The organism is Acinetobacter sp. 40AMC3-4 (assembly GCF_049898185.1).
GTDB lineage: Bacteria > Pseudomonadota > Gammaproteobacteria > Pseudomonadales > Moraxellaceae > Acinetobacter.
Genome location: NZ_JAFCXG010000008.1, coordinates 54,561 through 74,987, shown reverse-complemented (window position 1 = coordinate 74,987; position 20,427 = coordinate 54,561). Strand labels below are relative to the sequence as shown.

General features: G+C 39.7%; 18 protein-coding genes, 1 tRNA gene and 1 pseudogene. 7 read left to right on the top strand and 13 right to left on the bottom strand.

Annotated features, from left to right (window positions below; all coding sequences use genetic code 11):
• From purT to ACP7BU_RS10735, 4 genes are all read right to left on the bottom strand, one after another.
• Positions 1-1,215, bottom strand: a complete 1,215-nt coding sequence (purT, locus tag ACP7BU_RS10750) for a formate-dependent phosphoribosylglycinamide formyltransferase (RefSeq protein ID WP_171057027.1) — start codon at positions 1,213-1,215, stop codon at positions 1-3.
• A gap of 115 nt (positions 1,216-1,330) precedes the next feature.
• Positions 1,331-1,978: a hypothetical protein gene (locus ACP7BU_RS10745; RefSeq protein ID WP_425879895.1), complete on the bottom strand. Its 648-nt coding sequence runs from the start codon at positions 1,976-1,978 to the stop codon at positions 1,331-1,333.
• A 93-nt stretch (positions 1,979-2,071) separates the two neighbouring features.
• On the bottom strand, positions 2,072-2,419 hold the full coding sequence (gene ygaH / locus ACP7BU_RS10740; RefSeq protein ID WP_004278941.1) for an L-valine transporter subunit YgaH: 348 nt from the start codon (positions 2,417-2,419) through the stop codon (positions 2,072-2,074).
• Positions 2,416-3,168: an AzlC family ABC transporter permease gene (locus ACP7BU_RS10735; RefSeq protein ID WP_425879896.1), complete on the bottom strand. Its 753-nt coding sequence runs from the start codon at positions 3,166-3,168 to the stop codon at positions 2,416-2,418. The genes ygaH and ACP7BU_RS10735 overlap by 4 nt, the downstream gene beginning before the upstream one ends.
• A 103-nt stretch (positions 3,169-3,271) precedes the next feature.
• On the opposite strand from ACP7BU_RS10735, the gene ACP7BU_RS10730 reads away from it, so the two are divergent.
• Complete coding sequence (locus ACP7BU_RS10730; RefSeq protein WP_005106524.1) at positions 3,272-3,769, top strand: hypothetical protein; 498 nt, start codon at positions 3,272-3,274, stop codon at positions 3,767-3,769.
• A gap of 190 nt (positions 3,770-3,959) precedes the next feature.
• Here the strand turns inward: ACP7BU_RS10730 and ACP7BU_RS10725 are convergent, their stop codons facing one another.
• Complete coding sequence (locus tag ACP7BU_RS10725; protein ID WP_425879897.1) at positions 3,960-4,577, bottom strand: superoxide dismutase; 618 nt, start codon at positions 4,575-4,577, stop codon at positions 3,960-3,962.
• 207 nt (positions 4,578-4,784) lie between these two features.
• The gene (ychF, locus tag ACP7BU_RS10720) at positions 4,785-5,876 is read right to left on the bottom strand and encodes a redox-regulated ATPase YchF (protein WP_004645523.1); all 1,092 of its coding nucleotides are present in this window, start codon (positions 5,874-5,876) and stop codon (positions 4,785-4,787) included.
• A gap of 294 nt (positions 5,877-6,170) precedes the next feature.
• Here ychF and ACP7BU_RS10715 point away from each other — a divergent pair, with 294 nt between their 5' ends.
• Entirely contained in the window at positions 6,171-6,935 is a 765-nt protein-coding gene (locus ACP7BU_RS10715; RefSeq protein WP_004645522.1) for a glutathione S-transferase family protein, read from the top strand.
• Positions 6,936-6,999: 64 nt separating this feature from the next.
• Here ACP7BU_RS10715 and ACP7BU_RS10710 read toward each other — a convergent pair.
• Positions 7,000-8,356, bottom strand: a pseudogene (locus ACP7BU_RS10710) (hypothetical protein).
• A gap of 380 nt (positions 8,357-8,736) precedes the next feature.
• Here ACP7BU_RS10710 and ACP7BU_RS10705 point away from each other — a divergent pair.
• Positions 8,737-9,207, top strand: coding sequence for an Lrp/AsnC family transcriptional regulator (locus ACP7BU_RS10705; protein ID WP_004645518.1), 471 nt, complete (start codon positions 8,737-8,739; stop codon positions 9,205-9,207).
• Positions 9,208-9,275: 68 nt separating this feature from the next.
• Here ACP7BU_RS10705 and ACP7BU_RS10700 read toward each other — a convergent pair whose 3' ends face one another.
• Both ACP7BU_RS10700 and ACP7BU_RS10695 read right to left on the bottom strand, forming a co-directional pair.
• Complete coding sequence (locus ACP7BU_RS10700) at positions 9,276-10,025, bottom strand: YebC/PmpR family DNA-binding transcriptional regulator (protein WP_004645516.1); 750 nt, start codon at positions 10,023-10,025, stop codon at positions 9,276-9,278.
• 248 nt (positions 10,026-10,273) lie between these two features.
• Entirely contained in the window at positions 10,274-10,828 is a 555-nt protein-coding gene (locus ACP7BU_RS10695; protein WP_026056524.1) for a 1-acyl-sn-glycerol-3-phosphate acyltransferase, read from the bottom strand.
• A 797-nt stretch (positions 10,829-11,625) separates the two neighbouring features.
• Between ACP7BU_RS10695 and ACP7BU_RS10690 the strand changes: the two genes are divergently transcribed.
• The 3 genes from ACP7BU_RS10690 to ACP7BU_RS10680 all read left to right on the top strand — a co-directional run bounded on the left by ACP7BU_RS10690 (position 11,626) and on the right by ACP7BU_RS10680 (position 13,547).
• Positions 11,626-11,702, top strand: a tRNA-Ile gene (locus ACP7BU_RS10690).
• A gap of 193 nt (positions 11,703-11,895) precedes the next feature.
• A complete protein-coding gene (locus tag ACP7BU_RS10685; protein WP_425879898.1) occupies positions 11,896-13,143 on the top strand; it encodes a tyrosine-type recombinase/integrase in 1,248 nt (415 codons plus the stop codon).
• 38 nt (positions 13,144-13,181) lie between these two features.
• Positions 13,182-13,547, top strand: a complete 366-nt coding sequence (locus tag ACP7BU_RS10680) for a helix-turn-helix transcriptional regulator (RefSeq protein ID WP_104425914.1) — start codon at positions 13,182-13,184, stop codon at positions 13,545-13,547.
• A 154-nt stretch (positions 13,548-13,701) separates the two neighbouring features.
• Here ACP7BU_RS10680 and ACP7BU_RS10675 read toward each other — a convergent pair whose 3' ends face one another.
• Positions 13,702-14,028, bottom strand: coding sequence for a helix-turn-helix domain-containing protein (locus ACP7BU_RS10675; RefSeq protein WP_425879899.1), 327 nt, complete (start codon positions 14,026-14,028; stop codon positions 13,702-13,704).
• A gap of 147 nt (positions 14,029-14,175) precedes the next feature.
• Here ACP7BU_RS10675 and ACP7BU_RS10670 point away from each other — a divergent pair, with 147 nt between their 5' ends.
• Positions 14,176-14,499 carry a hypothetical protein gene (locus ACP7BU_RS10670; protein ID WP_425879900.1) on the top strand — a complete coding sequence of 108 codons (324 nt, stop codon included), beginning with the start codon at positions 14,176-14,178 and terminating at the stop codon, positions 14,497-14,499.
• Here the strand turns inward: ACP7BU_RS10670 and ACP7BU_RS10665 are convergent.
• Genes ACP7BU_RS10665 through ACP7BU_RS10655 form a run of 3 tightly spaced genes read right to left on the bottom strand, consistent with a single transcriptional unit; the run spans position 14,494 to position 20,357 of the window.
• Positions 14,494-17,550 (bottom strand): tyrosine-type recombinase/integrase, encoded by a 3,057-nt coding sequence (locus ACP7BU_RS10665; protein WP_104425916.1) that lies wholly within the window; start codon positions 17,548-17,550, stop codon positions 14,494-14,496. The genes ACP7BU_RS10670 and ACP7BU_RS10665 overlap by 6 nt on opposite strands.
• Positions 17,543-19,726 carry a hypothetical protein gene (locus tag ACP7BU_RS10660; RefSeq protein WP_425879901.1) on the bottom strand — a complete coding sequence of 728 codons (2,184 nt, stop codon included), beginning with the start codon at positions 19,724-19,726 and terminating at the stop codon, positions 17,543-17,545. Before ACP7BU_RS10660 ends, ACP7BU_RS10665 begins: the two co-directional genes overlap by 8 nt.
• Positions 19,716-20,357, bottom strand: a complete 642-nt coding sequence (locus ACP7BU_RS10655) for a hypothetical protein (RefSeq protein ID WP_425879902.1) — start codon at positions 20,355-20,357, stop codon at positions 19,716-19,718. The genes ACP7BU_RS10660 and ACP7BU_RS10655 overlap by 11 nt, the downstream gene beginning before the upstream one ends.
• Positions 20,358-20,427: the final 70 nt, after the last annotated feature.

Sequence of the window (20,427 nt, the reverse complement as noted above, 5' to 3'; positions counted from 1 at the left end):
TTAGTTTTGGTTGACGCTAACTTGGTTAGCGACCTGTAGGGCCAGTTCACGTGCCTGTTCAATAGTTTCTGCACGTGCCGTGGCAACGCCCATACGACGACGTTTAAAACCTTCTGGTTTGCCAAACAGGCGCAAATCGGTATTGCCGTCTGCTAAAGCAAGATTCAGGCCAGAAAATGAAAGATTACGGCCATCTACTCCAGCATAAATTACCGCACTGGCAGCCACACTATGTCGTGCAGTATTCACCGGCAAGCCTAAAATAGCACGTGCATGCAGCTCAAATTCACTTTGAAATTGGGAGGCTAAAGTCACCAGTCCAGTATCGTGTGGACGTGGGGAAACCTCACTAAACCATACTTTGTCGCCTTTTACAAAGAGTTCCACTCCAAAGATTCCGCAGCCACCAAGTGCTGTAGTGACCTTGTTGGCAATGCGCTTGGATTCTTCCAGCGCGGCTGGAGTCATCGGTTGAGGCTGCCAGCTTTCCACATAATCACCTGAGTCCTGACGATGTCCGATCGGGTCGCAATAAGACGTTTCGATTTCGCCGGTTTCTGGATTTTTTGCACGAACAGTCAATAAGGTAATTTCAAAATCAAAGTCAATTTGTGATTCTACAATCACAGTACCCTGATTGACCCGGCCACCGGTTTGCGCATATTCCCAGGCAGCATCGACTTCATCAAAACGGGTAACACGAGACTGACCTTTGCCTGAAGATGACATCACCGGTTTCACAAAGTTTGGATAGCCGACATCGTCACAGGCCGCGCGGAAGGATTCTAAACTGTCGGCAAAACGGTAAGCTGAAGTTGGCAGACCGAGTTCTTCCGCAGCCAGACGACGAATACCTTCACGGTTCATGGTCAGATTGACGGCTTTAGCAGAAGGAATGACTGTAGCAATGTTCTGGGCTTCTATTTCAAGCAGAACTTCGGTCGCAATCGCTTCAATTTCAGGAACAATTAAATGTGGCTGGATTTGATTGATGAGTTGTTTGAGTTCTACAGCATCTGCCATATTCAAGGTATAGGAATAATGCGCAACCTGCATGGCAGGGGCATGATCATAACGGTCAGCAGCATGAACTTCGACTCCAAGGCGTTGTAGTGAAATCACCACTTCCTTGCCCAGTTCACCAGAACCCAATAATAGAACTTTATAGGCAGAAGATTGAAGGGGAGTACCAATAGTCACGCTCATGTGGATCATCCATGCTTGATTTTATGGACTTTTAGCATAGCAGAACTGAGCCGACAGTTAAGCCAAGATTCATACAAAATTGTGATATTGACCAACAGTTTTATTTATAAAGTTTTTCTAGATTTTAATAAGGAGGCGCTGTCATTTTCACATCGCTGTCAGACTGCGTTTGCAGAAGATAAATCCCGCTTCGAGACTTGAGCTTTTCTATTTGTGCAACTTGTTCAGTATTGATATTTAGCATCTTTAACAGACGTAATGTACGAACATGCAGGAAATACGCATAGGGCAATACAAAAGGCAGTACAAAGCACAGCAAAAATAACAGTAGCCCAAAAACTGTGAATTGAATGCAGTCTCGCAAGATGGTGGTGAGCTGGAACTGATCTGCTGAAAAGGCGGTGGTAGCTGAAAAAAGAATAAAAAGGAGCGCAAATAAACCAGCAAAAATTTTTAGAGTATTCGGCAGGACACGATGTCTGAAGCTCCATTTACCCAAAATCAATGTCAAAGGATGAAGATGCAGCACGTATTGGCTCTGATTAAGCATAGCAATAATTTGATGGGTGCTATTCTTTTTAATATAAACCACCCGAACTTGATCTGCTGGTTGAGCATGTATTTCGACAAAATGTCCGGTAAAATTTTGAGCATTGATAAAACATTCAAAATATTGTGCCGGCACTTCATGTCGATGGAATACGGTTAACATTTCATCGCGCCGATGATGAATAAAGATTTTGCCTTCAATCACCTGTTTGACCTCAAACATGCGCATCCTTCCTTGTTTTTATTGTTATATAAAAAAGACCTATACTATGAGTTTAGCATAAGTCTTTGTTTCGATTGATCAACGAGTTAAAGCTTAAAAGGGTACTGGAACATAGGTGTAAACCAGGCCATAGGTGAGCGCTGCGGTCAGAGTCGCCATCACGATACGTTTAAACTTAAAATACAAAACCGTAAGCACAATAAAGCCAACCAGCATCGCAAAACTTTTATTCGGTGTTTCTAATAAAGGTGGCAGGGTAGCAACCACCAGCATGGAGCTGATCGCAGCAATGCCAATTGAACCCAAGGCAATTTTTAGCCACAACGCTCCGCGTTTTTGCGAACCTTGCTGAAATTTCTGAATGACAAAAAAAGGACCAAAGCGTGAGGCAAAATTGGCGATTCCGACTAAAATCCCGACCAGAATAATCTCTAGATTCATGTTTGATCTCCTGTGTGCTCAGGATCTGGCTGCTTCAAAATATAGTGTTTGAATAGGCCGGCAAAAATACCGGAACTGATACCGATAAAGATCGCGGCGGACAGGTCGATAAAATAACAGGCCACAGCAGAAACCAGAATCGTGACAGCTACAACAAAAGTATGTTTTTTCTCAAAAGCTGCCAACAAGAAACTCAGGAACAGCGCAGGTAACAAGAAATCCAGTGCTGCCTGCAAGAACTGTGGCAAGTTACTGACCTGATCGGCAAATAAGCCACCGAGGAAAGATCCGAGTGCCCAGGATATCCAGCTAAACAGGCTTAAACCGAGCATCCAGGATTCTGACCATTCCTGTCGCCGTTGCGAGAGCTTGATCATGCCGGAGGCAAAAACTTCATCGGTCAAACCCCAAGACCAGATTGCCGTTTTCTTTAAATTCAGCCGGTCTTGAATCAGATTTTGTAACGCAGGGCCATAAAGCAGATGACGAATGTCTAAGGCAATCACGGTTAATGCCGTCATCCAGATAGATGTTCCACTACCTAAGAGAGCAACCACCAGGAACTGGCTGGCACCTGCATACATCGAGCAGGACAGGAACAGTGCTTCCCAGGCGGTAAAGCCAAACTGAGTGGCTGAAACACCAAAAGCAAACGACACTGGTAAATAAGTGAAGATAATCGCTTGGCTATCTTTTGCACCTTGCCAGAAGCCAGCAGGTTGCGTAGCGAGTTGATTCGGTTCAGACACGACACACCTTGAAGGAGAGTTGAACGATGGGTCAAATGAAGATTGTGTATTCTACGTGAATTTAATAGCATAGTGCCGAAATGTTTAAATTGGCGAGCCTGATATGTGGATGTTCAAGACACGTGCGATGCTGACTGCTGCTTTAATAAGCACGGCAATATTGTTACAAGCGTGTGGGAATGACAGTCAATCGACTGATAAGCCAGAAATTAAACCGGCACCTAAATTGACTAATGATGCGACGACTTATGCCAATGCCGCATGGCAACTGATCAATGAAGTGGATCCACTGGTCTATAATAAAGAAGTGGATCAGCTGGAAACACAGGTACGTCAACCAGCACGTAAATTGAGTACAGACTGGCGTATTAATGTCAAAATGACCGATTCGGTGACCGAAGGCAAATATGCTCTGTGTCGTAAAGCTTTGACCAGTCTGGAAATCTGGGCGCGGACGACCATGGAAAATGGCAACAGCCTGCAACAAAAACAGGCGGATTATGAGCGGGATAAACTGCAATGTCAGAATGCCATTGCCCATCCTGCACTCGGAAATACCGATCCTAAGCAAAAAGGTACTGCAATTGCCAATATGCAATAAACCTTTGCCCATTTAAATGTACTTATAAAAAGCCAGTCTGAATGACTGGCTTTTTTAGCAAAATAAGCTTTAAAAATAGGGCATCCACATATGTTCTAATAAAAGTACCATTACACCGCAGATCAGGAGTGTGCTGCCAATCATGCGTTGAATCATTGTACGTGTAGACATGGTCGATCTCCTCAAAGATTTAAAGCGTGTTTAATGCTTCCAAATAACGACGATTTACTTCTTTCCAGTTCACAACATTGAAAAAAGCCGAGATGTATTCCGGACGACGGTTTTGATATTGTAAATAATAAGCATGTTCCCAGACATCCAGACCTAAAAGGGGAATATTGCCATGCATCAGCGGAGAATCCTGATTGGCACTGCTTTCCACAATAAGCGTTTGATCTGGCGCCATACTTAACCAGGCCCACCCACTACCAAAACGGCTAAGCGCTGCTTGGGTAAACGCTTCTTTAAATGCCTCGAATCCTCCTAATTCATGTTCGATCGCCTTGGCAATTTCACCTTCAGGATGACCACCGCCGTCTGGACTCATCACTGTCCAGAACAGGGAGTGATTGGCATGTCCACCGGCATTGTTGATCACGTTCTGTCTGAGTTGCTTGGGTACTTCATTGAATTTGCTAATTAAGGCTTCGACTGATAAATCTTCCCATTCTGTGCCTGCTATTCCTGCATTGATATTATTGATATAGGTTTGATGATGCTTGCTATGATGAATTTCCATAGTCTTGCTATCGATATGAGGCTCTAGCGCATCATAAGCATAAGGCAGTGCAGGCAAGGTGTAGCTCATTGGCAGGATTCCTTAAGAAGAATGGAGTTAGGTTATTTTTCATTAGATTTAAGATACGCTCTAATTTAATATTTTTATATGAGAATAGTTATCATTATTAATATATGTTGATCTTATGCGGTTCCTGAAAGCCTGTTATACGTATGAATCCTCTTTTATAAGCAATAAAAAAGCCCCAAGAAGGAGCTTTTTTTAAACAGCAAATACTTAGACGTTAAAACGGAAGTGTAAAACATCGCCATCCTGAACGATATAAGTTTTACCTTCTAGGCGCCATTTGCCTGCTTCTTTCGCACCGGCTTCGCCGTTGTACTGCACGAAATCATCATAAGCGATACATTCTGCACGGATAAAGCCTTTTTCAAAGTCGGTATGAATCACGCCTGCTGCCTGTGGTGCAGTTGCGCCAACTTTTACGGTCCAGGCACGAACTTCTTGTACACCTGCGGTGAAGTAAGTTTGTAGGCCAAGCAGTGAATAACCCGCACGAATTACAACGTTTAAGCCAGGTTCTTCCATGCCCATTGCTTCAAGGAATTCAGCACGATCTTCATCTTCAAGCAATGAAATTTCAGCTTCAATCTGGTTGCAAAGTGGAACTACAATCGCATTTTCTTCAGCGGCTAATTTTCTGACTGCATCTAAATGCGGGTTGTTTTCAAAACCGTCTTCAGCAACGTTGGCAATATACATCGTTGGTTTAAGCGTCATTAAACCAAAGCCACGTACCAGCTTGCGTTCGTCATCATCTAGGTCCGCTGCGCGAGCCGGTTTACCTTCATCAAGTAAAGGCTGGATTTTTTCCAGAACTGCTTTAGTAGCTAGCGCTTCTTTGTCACCACCTTTAGCAGATTTAGTCAAACGCGTAATCGCTTTGGCTACAGCATCCAAGTCTGCAAGCGCAAGTTCGGTATTAATCGTAGCGATGTCATCTAATGGATCAATACGACCATTCACATGAATGACGTTTTCATCTTCAAAACAACGCACAACGTGAGCAATTGCATCAGTTTCACGAATGTTGGCCAAGAACTGGTTACCCAAGCCTTCACCCTTAGAAGCACCCGCTACCAGACCTGCGATGTCTACAAATTCCATAGAAGTCGGAATAACACGTTGTGGTTTAACAATTGCAGTCAATTTGTCTAAACGTGGATCAGGAACAGGTACAATCCCGGTGTTTGGTTCGATCGTACAGAAAGGGAAGTTTTCTGCAGCAATAGCAGCTTTGGTTAAGGCATTGAAAAGTGTAGATTTACCAACGTTCGGCAAGCCGACAATACCACAATTAAAACCCATGAAATAACTCACAAAAGCGTTATATAAAAATTGCCCCCGATTTTACATGAAAGCGCAGCTAAAGTCAGGTCATGCGCTTGCGGTTTATTGCAATCAAATGCTTCTGGCGACCTAAAATGATTCGCTGAGCTTTCCTGGATGTATCGTGAGTCCACCAACCATAGAGGAATAATCAGCCAGTATTTTACTTTTGAATAAAAATCACATTGTTTTTCTAAAAGTGAGTGACTAAAGTATCTGAATAAAACGGCGGCCTACACGCCCTGATCCAATAACGATAAACATGGAGCATACATGCGAACTTTATACCAGTTTCCTTTATCTCACTTTTGCGAAAAAGCACGTTGGATGCTGGACCATAAAGAGTTGTATTATGTTGCTCACAATCTGATACCCGGGGTACACCGCGCTTTTGCCCGCCTGAAAACAGGTCAGAATCGTCTGCCTATTTTGCGTGATCAGGATCGATGGATCGCAGATTCCACCCAGATTGCTCTGTATCTGGATGATACTTATCCAGAACATCGTTTACTGCACGCGGAAGGATATTTTCGAAATAAAGCTTTAGAAATTAATGAAATTACTTTGGAATTGGGTCGTCATGTCCGTCGCTGGATGCTCTCTCAAGCACTGACTTCTGATCATGAATCTCTGGATATTTTAATTGGTGAGCAGGGCTATCTGCGCCAGTTTGAAAAATTTTCTAAACCTTTATTGAAAGCGATGGTGGCCAAGGGGTATGCATTGAATGAGGAAACCGTGGCGGAATCTAAACAACACATCGATGTTGCTGTACAGCAGCTCAATCAGATGCTGGTCAGCCAAGGTGGGCATTATTTTGTCGGAAATCGTTTAGGTCTGGCGGATATTGCAGTCTGTTCCATGTTGGCACCGCTTCTGGCGATTCCAGGTACGCCGTGGGAAAAAGAAAATTTTGAAACCTTGTCCGAAGAATATCGCGACTATCAGCAGTATTTGAATGAGCTACCACTGGGTGAATATATTTGCCGTATTTACCGAACCGAACGCAATGCACGGGTAGACTGGCGTGGTGTATAAGTTTAAATGCCAATCCAAGAATTAAAAAAACGCGCATGAAGCGCATTTTTTAATGAGATTATGATTAACCCCAAGGATTAGTCTGGTCGATATCAATATTTTTAGTAAAATTATTGAGGAGTGAACCAAAATCAAATCCGGATGAAGAACCGCCACTGCCGATATTCTGAATTGTATCTTTAATGCCCGGCAGGAGAGCAGACAGATCAATATTGGAATCAGTCGTACCCACACCTTGGACAAGATCACCGAGGTCAGGCAATTCAATCGAAGAGCCACTACCAACCAGCTGACCAACACCTTCGGCAATACTGCCTAGGTCAAAGCCGTTTGAAGCAGAGGAAATACTTTCGATCATACCACCCAGATCCAGATCGCTACCGAGATTGAGATTGCCTAATAACCCACCCAAGTCTATGCCATTTGAACCATTCGCAATCAGACCGCTCAGTAAGTCAGTGAAGCCACCGACATCAAAACCACCCGTTGCATTTCCGCCTACAAAGCCGCTAATTAAATTGGTAATAGCACCAAGATCAAAATCACTGCCTGCATTGCCACCGATTAAACCACCCACCGATCAGGCCACCAACGAGCTGAGCAATTTGTGCAATATCAATCTCACCATTGCCGCCAATTAGGTTGCTGACCAGGCCTGCGATGGCACCAATGTCTACGCCACCTAATCCGCCAGAACCACCGATCAGGCCACCAACGAGTTGAGCAATTTGTACGATATCAATTTCACCATTACCGCCAATCAGGTTGCCGACCAGACCTGCGATGGCACCAATATCTACACCGCCCAATCCGCCAGAACCGCCGATCAGGCCACTAACCAGTTGAGCGATTTGCGCAATATCAATCTCGCCATTGCCACCGATTAAGCCACCCACCAGACCTGCAATTGCTCCAATATCTATATCACCTAAACCGCCAGAACCGCCGATCAGGCCACCGACCAGTTGAGAAATTTTACCAATATCAATATTGCCTGTACTGCCGCCCAATAAGCCGCCCACCAGTTTAGAAATAGCCCCAAGATCCAGGCTGCTGCTATTGCTCCCCATTAAGCTCTTTAATAAGTTGGTGACCTGGGTAATATTAAAGCTACCGCCATTGGATTGAGTTAAGCTACTGATCAGGCTTTGAATATTTAAATTTGAGGCATTCGAACCAGAAAACTGAGTTAATAAATTGCTGAGATTTGTCGTACTCAGGCTGCTTCCAGAAAGGAGATTATTTAATAATGACCTGACTGAAGGTTGAGTATTGGATCCGGTGAGATTGCCAATAAGATTGGTGAGGGTGCCTGATGTCGTTCCACCGAATAAGCCGCCCAATAAGCTCTTCGTTTGGGTTTCGACGGTTAAAACAGGACTCACTTTTGTTTTTATCAAGCTTAAAAGTTTAGAAGCCATGACCGTTCCTTGTGTAATATTTTTGAAATGCGCTATTTTTGTTTTTAAAGCGCCTTTGTTTTAATCTATTTCTATACACTTGTAAAAGATAGACGGTTAAGTCGTGTAGGGGCTGAGAGGAATAGCCTATCTGTTGTCGTGTTTACCCAATTTAAATAATTTAAAAATAAAGATTTAATTAAAAATACCATTGGTCATATTTTTAATTAATGCGATTAACGGTCATTTAAACCCTCCTGAAAACCGTATTTATAAAATGAAATCCCATTTGGAAAAAAATTTCAGAATATGAAAATTTTGTGAAAAATAAATAAATATTGTATAACAGAGATGGCGCAAAATTTTCTGCATCTATTGATTATTGATATAAGAGTATAAAAATGGAACTGGATCGTTTCGATAAACATATTCTAGAAATATTGACCCATGAAGATGTCAATCTGAATGAACTGTCCGAGCGGGTGAATTTATCTGTCAGTTCGGTGCATCGCAGGATCAAACACTTAATCGATCATAATATTATCAGTGGCTTAAAACGTGAAATCAATTACCAGAAATTAGGTTTCAGCCTGCATGTGCTGTTACAGGTATCCTTAAGCAAACATGATAGCGATACTTTTGCCAAATTTCTGGAAGAACTGGAAAGTATTCCCGAAGTGATTAATGCCTTTTTGGTCACCGGTCAGTCTGCGGACTTTATTGTCGAAGTGGTGGCAAGGGATATGGAAAATTATAGTGAAATCCTGCTTAAGCGGATTGGAAAAATTGAGCATGTGGTGGCACTGCATTCCAGCTTTGTCATTAAAGAATATAATGTCTTTAACTGTAGCGGATTACTCAATAAAGTTTAATCAAAGCTAGGTTGGTGGACAGCCATAAAAAAACGCACCCTAAGGTGCGTTTTTTGAATCAGACATATTTAAGCATCAAGTTCTGCTAAAACTGCGTCTGAGAATTCAACGTTGGTATAAACGTTTTGTACATCATCCAGATCTTCAAGCATATCAATCATTTTCATGATTTTTTTCGCTTGATCGATGTCTGTGATTTCTGCTTTGGTTGAAGGACTCATCACTACTTCAGCATTGTCAGATTTTAAACCTGCAGCAGTTAAAGCATCTTGAACTTCACCGAAGGCTTCAGGTGTGGTAATGACCAAGATATCATCTTCAGTGACTTCGATGTCTTCAGCACCTGCTTCTAATGCCACTTCCATGATTTGATCTTCCAAAGACACATCTTCAAAAGTGATCTCACCACGTTTCGTGAACAGGAATGCCACCGAGCCATTGGTGCCTAAGTTACCATCAGTTTTAGAGAAGCAATGACGTACGTCAGGCACAGTACGGTTCAAGTTGTCAGTCATGGTTTCAACAATAACCGCAACACCACCTACACCATAACCTTCGTAGGTCACTTCTTTCAGGTCGTCGTTATCTTCGCCACCAGCACCACGTTGAATTGCACGGTTGATCACGTCACGTGTCATATTCACTGATAATGCTTTTTCAACCACAGCACGTAGACGAGGGTTGCTTGCAGTATCTGGACCACCAAGCTTTGCAGCAGTGGTTAATTCACGAATGTATTTGGTAAAAACTTTACCACGACTCGCATCTTGTTTTGCTTTGCGATGCTTAATATTGGCCCACTTGGAATGACCCGCCATGCGAACTATGCTCCTTGTAGATTGGCTGTATGCCTATCAGAATGCCGAAATTCTACCATAAGCGTTTTTTTAAAAAAAAGTGCCTGGATTTGAGATTTCAGGATAAAAACAAAAAAAGTGCAATATCGAGGAAAAATAGAAAGAGGATAGGGGGATTTATAATTCTATTTATACATTTATATGGACAGATGACTTGGACATAAACAGCAGAATCGCTGATTATGTCCGTGCTTTTATTTTTAAAAAGCTTATTCTGGAATAACGATATCCAGGCCAACCTTGTCTTTATATAGTTGCTTGATCAAAGCCAGGTCATGCGCAAGGTCTGTCGGATAGATCTTGCCAAGAATGCCACCTTGCTTGGTTCTGGAATTGGCGTATAACAACACGATTGGTACATTGGCAGCCTTGGCAATATGCCAGAAACCGGTACGGATTGGTTTGCGTGCTTCACCTTGTTTAGCCCGTGTTGCTTCGGGAGCAATCACCAGATTGAACTTTTCATTGTTCTGAAAATGTTCCACCATCTGGGTCACGATATCTTTACTGGCCTTGCGGTCAACCGGAATACCACCCACAGCGTTCAATAGCGGTTTAAACGGTCCTTTAAATAATTCTTTTTTAATCAAGGTATGAACCTTGAGGTCATAAATCTGGAACAGGGCAATTGACAGTACCGCATCCATCATTGAGGTATGTTCAAACCCAATAATGACCTGTTTATCTTCAAGCACATCGGGTTCGACATGATATTGCCAACCTGCAAGTTTAAATGCAGATTCGCCAAGGAATTTATTTAGCATAAGTACGGAGAAGTAAAAGCTGTATGTAGAGAACTGCATAATTTCATCTTGTTCGCCCATACAGTCAATAGGCTTTCCAATAAAATCAGCGAATAATGTAAAAATCTATGATTTATTCATCTTTTTAAGCTGCAAGATTAAGAGTTAATATATATAAATAAAATAATATTAATATCTTAAAAATATTAGTAGATACAAAAAAAGTCTTAAAATGATGAAAAAATGACTATCCAGAGCACACTTTAGTTATTAGACTTTTGTCGAAGAAGAAGACTGATACAGGTCTTTTCTATTTTCTTATTCTTTCTACTCTGAGATTGAAAAGTATGACATACATGACAGCCTTCGTAGTCTCCTTATTGATTTTTGCGCTTATAATTGTATGGTCTTTGATCGAAATTAAGCAGGATTTACATAAAGGCGAAGAAATGAAGTCTGAATTCTAGTCATTCTATTTCTTTAGTTCTAGGCTATTCCTTTAACATTGCTGCCTGAGCAATAAAGAATTTTGATACCTTATAGATATACTAAGACCTTAAATCTATCAGTTTTACGCTTAGTAGACCGGATTAAATTCAAGATACAGGCTCATTTATCTTAAATGATGCAGCATGTATCTCATTTTTCTATATGCCTCCTATACTGAAGTCTTAAGTAACTGAATTTTGACTAAGACAAGTCGCCCATGATTGCTGCCTAAATGTTCAAGCAGTTATAAAAGCACTTGTCTTTCCAAAAAATCTTAGCTAGTATTCATGACGCCTGAACTTATTGATAAATAAAGTTTTCAGCATATAGGGCCTATAGCTCAGTTGGTTAGAGCAGCGGACTCATAATCCGTTGGTCGACAGTTCAAGTCTGTCTGGGCCCACCAAATTTTATACTTATATAGCTTTATATAAGATCTAAACCCTTAATTCTAATAGAGTTAAGGGTTTTTTAATGCTTTACTTAAATGTATATAACTTCATATGGGAACACGTCCTGTGTATCCTTGTTTGTATCCTTTAAATAAAATATAACTCAGGGATACACCAAGGAAAAAATCTCTGGAGATTCCATAAGTTATGAAAACAAATGATGTAAAAAGTGATGTAAACGCTCATTCAAAAAATACACCTCAGAATGTAAATATAAGGCGTAAAAAAAGCGTTGAAGATATTTACAAAGCACTCAAGCCGAAAGCTAAAGAATATCGTCAACCCACAGACATTGCTGGATTGTATTGTCGAGTTCAGCCAAACGGTAAAAAGTCTTGGCAGTATCGCTATAAGAATGATCAAGGTAAATGGGCATGGATTGGTTTGGGTGCTTATCCAACAGTAAATTATGTACAGGCACGAGAAAAAGCAGAAGGTATGTTAAATGGCACGCTTGAAATAAAAACACAGGCTGAGATTAAAAAAATAAAGTTACAAGATAAAGATGCCTTATTTTCTACTTTAATGAATGAGTGGTTAGAACGTAAGAAATTAACGTGGAAAGCTGAAACCTATCGAAAAGAAAAACAGTCCATTGAGAAACATCTTTTATCAGTTTTTGGGGATCGGGAGTACGCTACAATTACTTCTAGAGAGTGGTTAAATCATTATACAGAAAAACAAATTAACGAAGGTATTTTTAACCGTATTGAAAAATTGATCTCATACTGCTATGGAGCCTATAGTTTAGCTAAATTTAAGAAAGATCTCTTATATAACCCTTTAGAAGGTATAAGAGATCATTTAGCTAAAGGGGAAACAGAGAGCATGAAGCATGTAAAAATTCATGAGTTACCTGAAATGATTTCTTTAATCAGAAATTCCTCTTCTCGACCCGTGGCGATCGGCTTAGAGCTTTTAATTCACATGTTCCCTCGACCAGGGGAGCTGAGACAGGCACGATGGGAACAATTTGATTTTGCTGAAGCTGTATGGATCCGACCGCCGAGTATGATGAAAAGAGGCATTGAGCATGGTATACCGCTATCTCAACATGTTATGAACCTTCTAATAGAGTTAAAAGAGATTTCTCCAGAAAGTGAATACTTATTTCCAAGCCGTGACAATATTAATAAACCGATTTCTAATCTGACATTTAATGCGGCATTAAACAGGTTGGGGTATCGAGGTAAGCAAAATCCCCATGGATTTAGGCATATTGCATCAACAAATTTGAATAAAAATTTTAGTTCTAAATCTCAGGTGATCGAGTCTGCGCTGTCTCACTTAAAAGGTGGCGTTAAAGGGGCATATGATAAAGAAGCACATCTAGAAGAACGCTACGAAATAATGCAATGGTGGAGTAATTATATCGAGTCTTTACTTAAGCATTAACACAAAAACGTGATCACTTTTTTTGTGTTTTAGGACGGATGGGATTTGAATTATTTTTTTTTGATAGCATGGTTTCTCTATTATTAAACGAGGATCCTCAATTGGATCATTTTAGAGCACATACATCACATACTCGTCGTAGTATTGTACGTACTGTTAAAAAATTTGATGATTTAGATATACCAGTGGTTTGTCACAATATGAAGCCATTTCGCTTAAAATACAACCAAGTTTGTGAGTTGCTTAATGTAACACGAGATTGCTTACGTAAAATCATCGAAAATGATCTTTCATTTCCACGGCCATTGAAAGAATGTAGTACTCGTCAAGCAGCAGTATATTTTGATACAGCCGAAATTGAAGAGTGGTATAAAACTTACAAAGCTAAATGTAGGAGTGAATAATCACTATTTAAACAACCATCTAGGCAATACTAGATGATCAATTCCACATAGCAAACACACAATGTGTTTATATCCATTTCGGGGCTATGCAAAAAAACCACTTTAAGTGGTTTTTTAATTTTCTAGTCTTCAGATTCTATATGCAGGGTCGACTCTAGTTATGATCTAAAGAAACAATAAATTTCTCAATCATTCTTCGCTCAACCTCAGGTAATTTTTGCAGGGTGCTCACAAGGGGATCAACACCTAATGCACTCATATCTTTACTTCGTCCTAGGATGTAGTCTGCTGATATATTAAGTACGACAATGAGCTTATAAAAATTTTCTAAAGAAGGTTTACGTGAGCCCGACTCAAAATGCGCAATAGAGGTTACGGGTATTCCCATTTTTTCAGCAAGTTCTTGCTGTGTCAGCTTTCGTATCTTTCTGACTTCTTTCAATCGAATTTTAAGTTCATTCGAGTCTAATTCAAGTGTCATTATTACCGCCAAATAGACAATAAAAACTTGACGTTTTAGTCATGTTTTTATATAAATATAGACATAGTTTAGATGCTTACTTGTGAAACGAGAAGTAACTAAATCATTACTTGATAAAAATCTAAATCAATTGAAGGCCAAACGCTCATGATGAATTATTCTTCGAGTCGAATTTTGACATCGATGCATCCTAGTATTCGACATCTGAATATTCGCAATGTAGCTAAAATTGTAGCCTCAAAAATTATTTGTAATACGCAATTACAGTTGCAATATAATCCTGCCTTTTGTAGGCAACTGGGCGTATCAACTTATCTCAACACGCACATAGGATTAGCTTATTTCATTGATGATCGCTATTTTGACCATTATGGTTTACAACCGGAAAACATAATAAATTTTTCAGATGTCTATGCTCAATTGTTGCATGACTTTTATGAGTTTTCAGGTTATCAGCCAGATCAGCTATGATCTAGGTTGCGACGGCGTACATAGGATCAGTAAAACCAACATGCAATAGCGTAAGGCGGTTAGTGCCTTTCCATTGTTTTGTGATACTAGTTCAAGCTTAAAAGCATTACTTAAACTGCTGTTCATTCGGTAAGGTATTGATTTAATATGCATTTTTTCAATAAGCTTATCTTGTGAGATTTTAGGAGGTAGAGCGGTCTGCCAATATTTTGCTGGAAATAAAGAATAAATACCTGTCAAAAATCGATTTGCTAGTCTTACTTCAGCACTGTTAAAGATTAATCCCGCGTGTGAAATGTTAGCCTTCATTTCAAAAATAGCTAGTGCATTTAATATATGGATATCATTATAACTATGCTGGTTGAGCTGTTTAAAAAAATATTCTAAGACTATTTTTTCTTCCGTTGTTTCAATATGCGGAAGTATGCGTTGTGATTTATCAGCATCAATAATGAAGCGAGGCCGGTTCTTGCGATTTTTGAGTTGTTTGAGTCTAAGTATATTTTGTTGCCACAGTATGAGGGTCTCAATTGAAAAGTCATACTTTTGAGCAAGAAGCTCAGGTGTATAAGATTGATCTAATGCCTTGAGTATTTTTGCGATCAGAGGGAATGGATAAGCTGACTTGCTCGTTCCATAAATAAAAATGTTGTTCTCTGCTTGAGTTAAATCAACTTTAATATTAGATGTGTTGATGTATTCATCAGGCGTTGCTATAGATTTTATTTTTATTGTTCGTGATATTTGTTCATCGTAATAGCTAAGCGCTATTTGATGGTGTCGTGGTGATTTTAAGCTAGGACAGATTTTTTGAATAACGGTTCGATCCAAACATGGGTCAAATTTTCTTAACTGATAACCTGCCATTATGTAAGCTAGATGCAAATAGCTCCTAAACGTTTCAGTGGGATCAATATGACCTAATATATGGGATAGTAAATACCAACAGTCTTGTGGTGTTTTAGAACGTAAGAGATCATTTCGGAGTAGCTGATAGTGATCGTTTGAATAGTCCGTGAAGGCATTTACAAACTCATAGTCCATATTCAAGATCATAGCGAGATTGTTTGTTGCACTATGTCTTAACGAATGAAAGGTATAACAATGACTTGGCAACATTGCATCAAGTATCTTTTGTAATGGTGTGGTGACCATATATGGCTTAATACGTTCTGTGCTATTCCAAAGTGTAAATAGATAGTCATTGGATGAATAAGCCCTACGGCGTGTCGTGCAGTATCTCTGAAATTTAAAATGCTCTTCTTCTGTAAGTAGAATTTGAAGGTTGAGATTACGTTCAGCACTATCTGTTTTAAGTAAATGTTCTTGTTTCTTTGAACGATATGGACGGATCCAAATTGAACTGGCTTGAACACCTTCCACGTCTTTAATTCGTAAGCCGAGCATTTCATTGATGCGCATCCCTGAGCGAAAAGCTATCGTATATACGATACTTAGCATTTCTAAATCATGTACCGTATAGCGTGGGTTTTGATAGCCTTTGAGTTGGATGAGCATCTGTTGAAAAGTTTTTGCAGAGATGATTTCAGCTTTTGGTGAGCTGAAATCTTGCCCTTCGGTCTGCAGTGGAAAGGATTCAGCATTGAATAGCATTTGTTGAAATTGATGGAATCGTTTTAAGAGGGCGAATTTCTGTGATTTAGATTTACCGATGCCGTTTAACATACGGTTGTAGATCACGTCTAGATGGTCGTTGAGATTGGATTCTTCTATAAAGTCAGTGCTATGTAGTAACCATGTCTCTGCTAACTTGGTGTAATAGCTATAAATTGAGGAATGGCGAATCTTCTGCTGTTGGTTGATATAGCGTAAGTACTTGTTTTGATCAATTTGATAAAGCTTGGCGATAGATTCAATATCTTCTACGGCAGGATGAAATAAGCTAAATAGCCAAAGCCCAAGCCGTTTAGCATTTTCTGGAAGATGGGCATGTTGGTTGTGCAGTAGGTTACATAGATCCGTGGTGATCTTATGAGTATTTTTGAAGCACGTTAAAATTTGTTTATGCAAAGCAGTGAGTGCCTCAAGAGGATCTGCAGTGTGTAATTGTTCCTCTTTTGCTTTGTTATTGGTATTTTGGGGTTGTGGTTCTTCAGCTTGATGGGAGTGGTCAAGTATTGGCTGAGGTGAGAGATAGCGTTTAAAAGCACTTGGACTTAAGCCACAGGTTTCTATTTCTTCAGTTAAACACTGTGCAAGCGCAGAACTTAATTTGACCTTTTCTAGTTGCATAAATGAATGACTAGAGGCTTGTAAAAGCTGATAAAATTTCTTCTGGTTAAAAGAAAGCTCTAAGGCATTAAAAACGTAACGGATATAAGTGTAACAATCGTGTTGGATATCTATTGATTGTGTTTTAAATCGAGAAATCCAGAGCTGAGTTAACCGATCGGGTACGAAATTTCGTGATTTTCTTAAGGTTTGTTTAGGATCATATAAATCACCATAGTGTGGTGAATGAGGTTCTAAAAAAATGAGCGGTAGTTGTAATGCCTGAAGATGATAGATTGGGCCTTGTTCTTTTAAATTTTCTAACAAGGCATCTAAGCTGGAAAGATTAGAGATTCCGCCATACAGGATTGCGCAGATCAGGATGTTTCCTATACTTTCATCCGCTGTAAAACCATTTGCCGTGTACCAATATCTTAAAAGCTTTTCTTTAAGCTGTACTGCGAATTTTGAACCATCAAGCCACGATTCATTGAATATTAATGGTGTGCGTTGAATAGAAACTAGGTATTGAGTTGGTAAAGGTACGTCTGTTTGAAGACTTCGATTGTATTGAATAATCTGTTTTCGGAAATGCTGATAAAAGTTCTTTTTTAAAGAAAAGCTAAGTTTATGTTGATCTAGATGCTGAGTCACTTGGTTAAAGAGAGCTGGTATTCCTTCTGATTGCTGTGCTTGCTGTAATTGTTCGAACGATAGAAATTCATCGATGATTGCTTGAATTTGTAAGCGCTCTTTTATGCGCTTTTGATCTCTATTCTTTGTACGGCGTTCATGTGCATAGTGTTTTTCTTTAAGCATGTTCATCCATTCCATCAATTTTATAAGTGTGCTGCATCTCGTTAAGATGAGTAGTGAGGGTTCTATATTGTTGAAGTGAGAGACTTGAGAATTTTTGCCCCATTTCTTGTTGATGCTGCTCATGCCCAAACAGGGCTAAAATTAAATTTTCATCTACTTTTTCAGTGAGATATGCACGAGTCGTGTGCCTAAGCCAATTTGCATGATCAAGTTGCATAATACGAGTGAAACTGCTGACTAAATGAGGGCTAAGTGCTTGCCATTGTCCATGTTGATAGACACTGAGGAGAGGCTTTTTACTGCTTAAAATTTCTTGAATATACGGTTGATGCTCTGGGTACAGTTGTTGGAATTCATTTAAATAGGTAATGAATAAGCGGATTTGCTTTACAACAAAATCACATAGAGGAATTAATCGACCATCATTTGTTCTACTGTGAATTTCTTTATCTGAAAGCCAAAGCCATTGTTGTTTTAAATCGAAATTTTTTAAGAAACCTGGGAAGTCGCTGACAGGTCGAGCTGCACTGAACAATAATAAGATATGCCAAAGCCATACATTATAGTGATTAAACATATCAAGCATTTTTCCTTGATGTTCAGCTTGAATGATCTGATGTTGTAAGTATGCAAATATAGCCGTTACTATTGCTGGTTTAGGGGCTTTACAACTACCAAACCTTTGTTGCTCATCATCGATGACATAGATTTCTTTTGCTAAGTCTTTTGATAGCTGATGTACTGTACCCTGATAGCTTTGCTGCAAACGGTAGATTGGATACGAACAATATGAAATAGAAACCGATCGATTGGCATCAATACCCGTAAGTATGTCAGCGAGTTGCTCGTTCTTGGTATGTCTATAAATACAATGATGTAGTAAAACACTTATTTTTTTAGTTGATAAAGACGGAATAAACAGTTCGTGACGGCATTTTTTTAATGCTTGATTGACTTGCTCCTGGCTCACAACAGGAGATTTTTTTAGACCATCTACTAATTCTTTAATTAGTGGTAAGTCGAAGTAGGTCACTTGATTGAGTAACTGTTCTTTAAATTTAAAGTCAGTGTTCTCAAATAGCGTGAATTTTGAACGTAAAAAATATTGGTCGTTTTCTAAAATGAGCTTCTGTCGATTATTTAGGACACGGCGCTGATTTGTCTGTAACTCCAGCCATTGCTCAATCGGAACACCGCTTAAGAAACTGAGTAGAATAAAAAGATACGCTTTATTTTTTTCTGGATGATTCAAATAGACTTGATGGCAATGTTTTACAAGTAAGCTCAGGCTGTTGAAATCTGGATAATGCTTGCTACAGCTAAAATTATGTTGTTGTCTAATGATATGCTGTTGTGTCAGTTTACTCACTTGATGTTGCAAATAACTCGATTGGCTTGCTAAAGGCGATACCTGCGCTGTATTGAGTGAGTATTGCTGATTTGGCTGTTCATCCTGTAATTCCTCATAAAAGAGAGCAGGATGCTGTTTCTGAGGCATGTCATATGGACAGTGTAAAATGACGTTGTGTTCATCCAAATAAATTGGCTCATCGATGTGCTTGGGTGGTGCTGAGTAATGTTTCTTGGGTTTAAGTGCTAAGACATAATCATAGAATCGCCGTATATCAAGCAGTAATAGATACTGAAAACGATTGAGTTTAGAGTCGTTTTCTAATTCCCGTAAACTCTTCACGAAGTCAGCCAAGGTAATCTCATGGCTAGGCAATTGCTCCCATAACCACAAATATTCCTGCTGATACCGATTCAATTGTTTGCCTTGTTGCGATGCGGCATAAGCTTCGTTTGCTAATCTAAATCGATTAAACACTCTAATAATGGTGGTTTGGTGATCCTTTTCAGTCGGATTCGGAATTGCTTTAAGAATACATGCTGCATGTAAATTATGCACAGCCCATCGTTGTATAACAGGATATTCATGCTGATCTACTGAATAGAGATAGGCACAGATCGGATGTTTAGACACACTTGGGGGGAGAGGTAGTTTTGTTGGGAGTTCAAACTTAGAGTCTGCATCGAAGCTGACTGTTGTTTTCAATAAGGGTTTTAATTCAGGGATTAAGACTGTAGGTTTTAAGTACTGTGCGATAGCATTTTGATAGTCCTGATCAAAAAATTCATGATCTAGCATTCGCTCAATGATGTTTTCAATTTTCATGGTCTAAACTCCAAAATTGTGATGCGCATGGTTGTACGCTCGTGAGTGCTTTACATTTATTTTTGAGTGCTTGAATTCGTAGGTCGTGAGTGCCGTTGATTTGCTTCTGGCGATAAAGTAGCTGATTACGACTGCAATCGATTAACTTAGCGAGTAGGTCTCGAGAAAGACTGCATCTGGGTTTGTCATAAAGCTTTTGATTCACATCGTAAATTGCTTGTTTCGATAGAGACTGATTTAAGTTATGAAGTAGCTTATCGGGATTAAGAGCCTGTGGATTGATCTTGAGCTCAGTCATCAACTTAAAGAGTGTGTTGCTGAGTTGATATTGAACCTGAATGAGGTCTACATCAGCTTCTACAATGCTTCGAGCTTTGATTCGAATATTTTGTTGTTGTGCTATATAAACAAGAAGAAAGTTATCTGTTGCGAATAACTCAGCTGGAGCAGGTGCAGTAGCAGATATTAGGCTCACGTCATGTTGAAAGTGTGTTGGCAGTTGCGAGGCATTTAAAATCTGAGCGTAGCTTTGGTAAATTTTGAACAGAGGCGGGTAAGGACGGATCATGACATCCTTTGTATAAAACGGTCTTTTATTGGCTAGCTGAGAATTTGCTTTTGTAGGCTTCATTTATTCGCCCTCCTGATTTTTTTAACTTAGATCAAGAAGTACAAAAAACTTTTAATTTTTATAAAAAGAT